Origin of the sequence: Nocardiopsis sp. TNDT3, assembly GCF_003427465.1 — a bacterium.
Taxonomy (GTDB): Bacteria; Actinomycetota; Actinomycetes; order Streptosporangiales; family Streptosporangiaceae; genus Nocardiopsis; species Nocardiopsis dassonvillei.
In genome coordinates this window covers 1-5,858 of sequence record NZ_QPFC01000241.1, presented here as the reverse complement: position 1 = coordinate 5,858, position 5,858 = coordinate 1, and the positions used below count along the sequence as shown (strand labels likewise).

Here is a 5,858-nt window from a genome sequence, read left to right as displayed (position 1 = left end):
CTCAGGGCTCAGGGCTCAGGGCTCAGGGCTCAGGCGAGGAGCATCCAGGCTCCCTGGCCCAGCATGGCGACGCCCGCGACGAAGAACAGGGTGGCCGCGCCGATCTGGATGGCGCGCTCGGGCAGCTTCTTGCCGAGCACGGCGCCCAGCGCGATGGCGATGGCGTCGGCCGCGACCATGCCCACGGTGGAGCCGATCCACACGGGCAGCCAGTGGTGCTGGGTGCCGACGGTGATCGTGGCGAGCATGGTCTTGTCGCCGAGTTCGGCGACGAGGAAGACGACGAAGACGGTCGCGAACGCGGAGCGGATGCGCCGGGAGGCCGCGCGGGCCTCGTCCTTGTCGCTCATCTCGTCGCCGCGCAGGGTCCACGCGCCGAAGAACAGGAACGCGACACCGGCGGCGAGGGTGAGCCAGTCGGTGGGGAGCGCGGCGCCCAGGACCTCGGCCAGCAGGACGCTGCCCGCGTGCACGACGGCGGTGGCGGCGGTGATGCCGAGGATGACCGTGAGGGCCCGGTAGCGGGTGGCCAGGGACATGGCCACGAGTTGGGTCTTGTCGCCCATTTCGGCGATGAAGATGGCGAAGGCGCTGAATGCCAGCCCGGCGGCGAACCCCGTCATGTTTCCCCTTCCGTCCGATGCTGTCTGGGCAGAAGGAGGCGGACACCACTTCAACCCGGTCTTTTCCGGGTCAAAGGTCTCGTCCGCTCCTGGCTCGGCGCGTCTGGCCTGGCCGGGCTCGTACGACCGGGCCGCAGGGCGGCCAGTGTGTCGATCGCACGCATTGGGGACTACTCCCCTTCGACGCCTCCGACTTTATGGCAGAACAGAAGGGGAATGCAATTCATGGCTTTACTGAATTGATTTATCAGCCTGCCCTGAAAAACAAGTTTGCCGCGCCCAACTTCGAAATTGGGCGCGGCTGGGGCCGGGGCGCGGGGCACCGGTTCAGAGGGAGACGCCGACCATCACCGGCTCGTTGACCAGGCGGACCCCGAAGGCCTCCTCCACTCCCGCCCGCACCTCGCGGGCCAGCTCCAGCAGGTCCTTCGTGGTGGCGCCGCCGGGGTTGGTCAGGGCCAGGCTGTGCTTGCCGGAGATGCGCGCGGGGCCGTCGCCGTACCCCTTGGTGAACCCGGCGCGGTCGATCAGCCAGGCCGCGGAGAGCTTGACGTTCCCCCGTGCGTCGGGGTGGCCGGGCACCTGTACGTCGGCGCCCAGGCGGGCGGCCGCCCGTTCGCGCACGGCCGCGAACTCCTCGGCGGTGACCACCGGGTTGGTGAAGAACGACCCGGCGCTGCGGGTGTCGGGGTCGGCGGGGTCCAGGACCATGCCCTTGCCCCTGCGCAGCCCCAGGACGGTCTCGCGCGCCCGCTCCAGCGGCACCCGGGTGCCCGCCTCGGCCCCCAGGGTGCGGGCCACCTCGGCGTAGGCGACCGGACGGCTGAGCTTGGAGCGGCGCAGCGCGAAGACCACCTCGCACACCACGTGGCGGTCGTCGCCCTTGAAGACGCTGTCGCGGTAGCTGAAGCCGCACTCGGCGTTGGTCATCCGGCGCCGCTCGCCGGTGCGCCGGTCGTGGACGAGCACCTCGCGGATGGTCTGGCTGACGTCCTGGCCGTAGGCGCCCACGTTCTGGATGGGCGTGGAGCCGACCCGGCCGGGGATGCCCGACAGGAACTCCAGCCCGCTGAGGCCCTCGGCCACGACGCGCTCCACCAGCGGGTCCCACTCCACGCCCGCGTCGGCGCGCAGCAGCACGACCGGTTCGCCCTCGTCGTCGGTGCCCGCCTCCTCGAAGGAGACGCCCTTGGAGTCCACGAGGACCACCGTTCCGGGGAACCCGTCGTCGGAGACCACGAGGTTGCTGCCGCCGCCCAGGACGAGGACGGGCTCGCCGGCGGCGTCGGCCCGGGTCACGGCGGCGACCAGTTCGTCGGTGGTGCCCGCGACCAGGAAGGTCCGCGCCGGGCCGCCCAGACGCAGGGTGGTGTACTCGGAGAGTGCGGTCACGTCTACCTCGCCAGGCGCACGGTGGCCTTGGACTGCACCAGGACCTTGGCGCCGCCCGACCGCGCGGTCAGCAGCACCGTGACGGTGCCGTCGTCGTTCTTGGTCTTGACCTTGCCGCCGACGGTGATCTCGGCGCCCTCGTCGTCGTCGGGGACCACCACGGGCGCGGAGAAGCGCACCGAGTAGTCGACGACGCAGCCGGGGTCGCCCGCCCAGTCGGTGATCACCCGCGCGGCCTCGGCCATGGTGAACATGCCGTGCGCGATGACGTCGGGCAGTCCGACCGACTTGGCGAAGCGCTCGTTCCAGTGGATCGGGTTGAAGTCGCCCGAGGCGCCCGCGTAGCGGACCAGGTCCAGGCGGCGGACCGGGAAGGTGCGCTCGGGCAGCTCGGTGCCGACCTCGACGTCGGCGTGGCGCAGCCTGCTCATGCCTCTCCTCCTCGCGCGACCAGCATCATCGTGGCGGTGACCACGTGCTCGCCGTCGGCGTCGTGTGCCGCGGTCTCCAGGGTGATCAGCTCGTTGCCGCCCAGGGCCCGGATGGCCGTGATGCGGGTGACGCTGCTGAGGACGTCCCCGGCGTGCAGCGGACGGCTGTAGCGGAAGCTCTGGTCGCCGTGCACGACCCGGGAGAAGTCCAGGCCGAGGTCGGGGTCGGCGATGGCCTGGGCCGAGCCCGCCATCCCCAGGATGACCGGGAAGGTGGGCGGGGCGACCACGTCGGGGTGTCCGGCCGCCCGGGCCGAGGCCTGGTCGGTGTAGACCGGGTTGGGGTCGTTGACCGCCTCGGCGAACTCCCGGATCTTGCCCCGGGTGACCTCGTAGGCCTCCGGCGCGGGGTACTCCCGGCCGAGGTAGTCAGGGTTGATCGCCACGCTCTCTCCTGCTCCTGTCGTGAAGGGGCCCGGACACGCGAACAGCCCGGTGAGCGGATCGCTCACCGGGCTGGAAGCCTTCGAGAACTGCCTCTGCGACGTCGCGGCGGAGACGATCGCGCTCGACAGGGGCGCTCGCGCGGGACCTAACGGGTCTCGCGGTGCTCGTTGTGCTTGCGGCAGTTCGGGCAGAACTTCTTGATCGCGAGACGGTCGGGGGTGTTCCGACGGTTCTTGCGGGTGATGTAGTTCCGGTGATTGCACTCCTGGCAGGCCAGGGTGATCTTCGGCCTCACGTCGGTGGCAGCCACTTCGGAGTGCCTTTCTCGCTGGAAACAGTAGTAAACGCCCGCGACGACCCCTGAGATGTGGGCTCAGGGGTCAGCGGGTTGGTAGCGGGGGCCGGACTTGAACCGACGACACAGCGATTATGAGCCGCTTGCTCTACCGACTGAGCTACCCCGCCCCGATCAACGGGACCACAACCCTACCAGGGCTGTGACCCGGTGCAGGCCGGCGAATGCTCCCTCCGGCCACCCACCTGAGTGGACCGTACCCCGTCAAGTGGTGGAGCCCCTTTACGGAATCGAACCGTAGACCTTCTCCTTACCATGGAGACGCTCTGCCGACTGAGCTAAAGGGGCGCGCTGGTGAGGCTTTCTCTCGTCCGCCCCGGGGGTGTTGCCCCCTTGCGCTGGTCATGACTATACAGGGATCCGGGGGTGGTCTGCCAAATCGAATGCCCCCGCACCGCGCCCGGACGCCGAAACCCCTGTTCACGGCGGTTTCGGCGCCGCGACTGTGACTCAGACCGCCTCGACCCACACGTTGGACATCGCGTCCCGGTTGATCGTGCGGATGTCGGCGGGCAGGCCCAGTCGGCGCAGGGCGTCGGACAGGCGGGTGTCGTGGGTGAACACGATCAGCTGCCGGTGCCTGCCCACCTCCGCCAGCACCGCGGACAGGCCCTCCACGGTCTCGGTGTCCATCGCCTGGACCGGGTCGTCCAGGACCAGGAAGCCGAAGGGGTTGCCCTCCACCAGGGTGCGCGGCAGGCAGATGGACAGCGCCAGCGCCTGGAACTCGCCCTGGCTCAGGAGCCCGGGCGCGCTGGTCTGGTCGCCGACGCCGTCGACCGACACGTCCACCTCGACCCGGCGCCGGGCGCCCCGGCCGATCAGCCGCATGCCCTGGAGGTCGATGTGGCGTTCCTGGCGCAACCGGTACCAGACCTGCTCGGCCTGCGCCGCGACCGGGCCCAGCCGCTCCTCGCGCAGGATCCTCGCCTGCTCCGACAGCCAGTTCAGCGCGGCCTCGGCCCCGTTGAGGACCTCGCGCGCGGTGAGGGCGTCCTGGGCGTCGTCCAGCCACCCCGAGAGCTGCTCGGCCAGCTCCGACCAGCCGCCGGTCGGGTCCTCCAGCCGCTCGCTCGCGTCCCGGCGGGCGCTCACCGCGGCCGCCCTCAGCCTGCGGCCGACCGCCTCGATGTGCTCGGCCAGCTCGGCCAGGTCCTCGATGTCCGCGCCGGACTCCCACAGCGACCACACCTGGCCCAGCTCGCTCTCCGGCGGCAGCCAGCCCGGCGCCGGGGACATCAGGAAGCGGGCCTGGTCCCTGGCCGCGTCGGCGCGCTCGTAGGCGGCCGAGACGACGGCCGCCTGGGGCTTGAGGGCGCGCAGCTGGGCGTTGGCCCGGCGCACCCAGTCGGCGCCCAGCGGCGCGGAGCACGTGGGGCACTCGGTCTCGGAGGGGTGGCGCTGGTGGTGTTCGAGGGCCTGTTCCAGGAGCCTGACCACCCCGTGCGCGCGGTCGCCCTTGCTGCCCGCGGCCATGGCCAGCTCCATGGACGCGCCCCGCAGCTCGTTGACCACGTCGGACATCAGCGTCCGCTCGGGCACGGCCAGCCGCCGCAGGCGGCGCAGGACCGTGTGCAGCTCGGGGTCGCTGGGCCCGGTGTCGGAGGCGAGCCTGCGCAGGGCGTCCATGTCGAAGTAGGAGGCGGTGAGCAGCTGGACGGCCTGCACGGCCCTGGGGTCGTCGGAGGCCCGGAGCGCGTCGAGCAGGTACCGCAGCTCCCGCGAGGGCCGGTCGCGGCGCTTGGCGAGCCCGTCGCACACCTTGGCCAGGCGCCGCTCGGCCTCCGCCAGGCCGCTGAGCCCGAGCAGGCCGGTGAGCGTGTCGTACAGCTCGGCCGAACGCCCGGTGACCGTGCGGCCGAGTTCGTCGTAGGACAGGAACGGGCGGTAGCGCACGAGGTTGTCGCCCCAGTCCATGGTCCTGAGGGGGGAGACCTCGCCGTCGGGGTGGACGACCTCGCCGCGCGCGGAGCGGACGCTCTCGCCCGTCCACCTGCGGCTGATGCGGGTGGAGCCCTCGTCCCCGGCGACGCGCACGTCCACGGTCGCCTCGGTGCGCTCGTCGTAGTGGAGGTTGCGCCAGCCGTCGCGCCAGCCCGTGGGCATGGAGTCCCACCGGGGGTTGCGGCCGGTGAGGGCCGCCTCCGCGGCCTCGGCGAAGCTGGACTTGCCCGAGCCGTTGCGCCCGACGATCACGGTGAGCCCGGGACCGGCGTCGAAGGTGAGCTCGGCGGGGCGGCCGATGCCCCGGAAGCCCTGGACCCTGATCCCCGTGAGGTAGGTCCGCCGGACCCTGCCCGCGGGCGGCTCGGCGGCGGGTTCCGGCTCGGGGACCCGTTCACCCCTCAGGCGGGCCTCCAGGGCGTCCTCTCCCCACAGGGCCGCGCTGACCCAGGAGCTGACCTCCCGGGGCAGTCCGGAGCGCGCCAGAGCGTCCAGGAGCGCCGTCCCACCCTCGAACGTCTCGGGTACCCGAGTCACTTCGTCACCCCGTTCACGTGTCGTCTCCGCACAAGCAGACTAGGACAGGACGGGAGGAAGCACTCGCCGAACGCCGGTCTCCGCCGCGGGAGGGGCCGACTGGCCTCCTCCCCCGGCGCGGCCCCCCTC

At 71.7% G+C, this 5,858-nt stretch carries 6 protein-coding genes and 2 tRNA genes; all 8 read right to left on the bottom strand.

Annotation, left to right across the window (positions count from 1 at the left end):
* Window positions 1-29: 29 nt before the first annotated feature.
* Entirely contained in the window at window positions 30-623 is a 594-nt protein-coding gene (locus DQW06_RS06620; RefSeq protein ID WP_013156093.1) for a TMEM165/GDT1 family protein, read from the bottom strand.
* 327 nt (window positions 624-950) lie between these two features.
* Window positions 951-2,015: a UDP-N-acetylmuramate dehydrogenase gene (locus DQW06_RS06615; protein WP_013156092.1), complete on the bottom strand. Its 1,065-nt coding sequence runs from the start codon at window positions 2,013-2,015 to the stop codon at window positions 951-953.
* Window positions 2,016-2,017: 2 nt separating this feature from the next.
* Window positions 2,018-2,446 (bottom strand): MaoC family dehydratase, encoded by a 429-nt coding sequence (locus DQW06_RS06610; protein WP_013156091.1) that lies wholly within the window; start codon window positions 2,444-2,446, stop codon window positions 2,018-2,020.
* Window positions 2,443-2,892: a MaoC family dehydratase N-terminal domain-containing protein gene (locus DQW06_RS06605; protein WP_013156090.1), complete on the bottom strand. Its 450-nt coding sequence runs from the start codon at window positions 2,890-2,892 to the stop codon at window positions 2,443-2,445. Before DQW06_RS06605 ends, DQW06_RS06610 begins: the two co-directional genes overlap by 4 nt.
* Before the next feature lie 146 nt (window positions 2,893-3,038).
* Window positions 3,039-3,203 carry a 50S ribosomal protein L33 gene (gene rpmG, locus DQW06_RS06600; RefSeq protein ID WP_013156089.1) on the bottom strand — a complete coding sequence of 55 codons (165 nt, stop codon included), beginning with the start codon at window positions 3,201-3,203 and terminating at the stop codon, window positions 3,039-3,041.
* Between the two features lie 79 nt (window positions 3,204-3,282).
* Window positions 3,283-3,358, bottom strand: a tRNA-Met gene (locus tag DQW06_RS06595).
* Window positions 3,359-3,460: 102 nt separating this feature from the next.
* A tRNA-Thr gene (locus tag DQW06_RS06590) sits at window positions 3,461-3,536 on the bottom strand.
* Between the two features lie 162 nt (window positions 3,537-3,698).
* Window positions 3,699-5,729: an ATP-binding protein gene (locus tag DQW06_RS06585; protein ID WP_013156088.1), complete on the bottom strand. Its 2,031-nt coding sequence runs from the start codon at window positions 5,727-5,729 to the stop codon at window positions 3,699-3,701.
* Window positions 5,730-5,858: the final 129 nt, after the last annotated feature.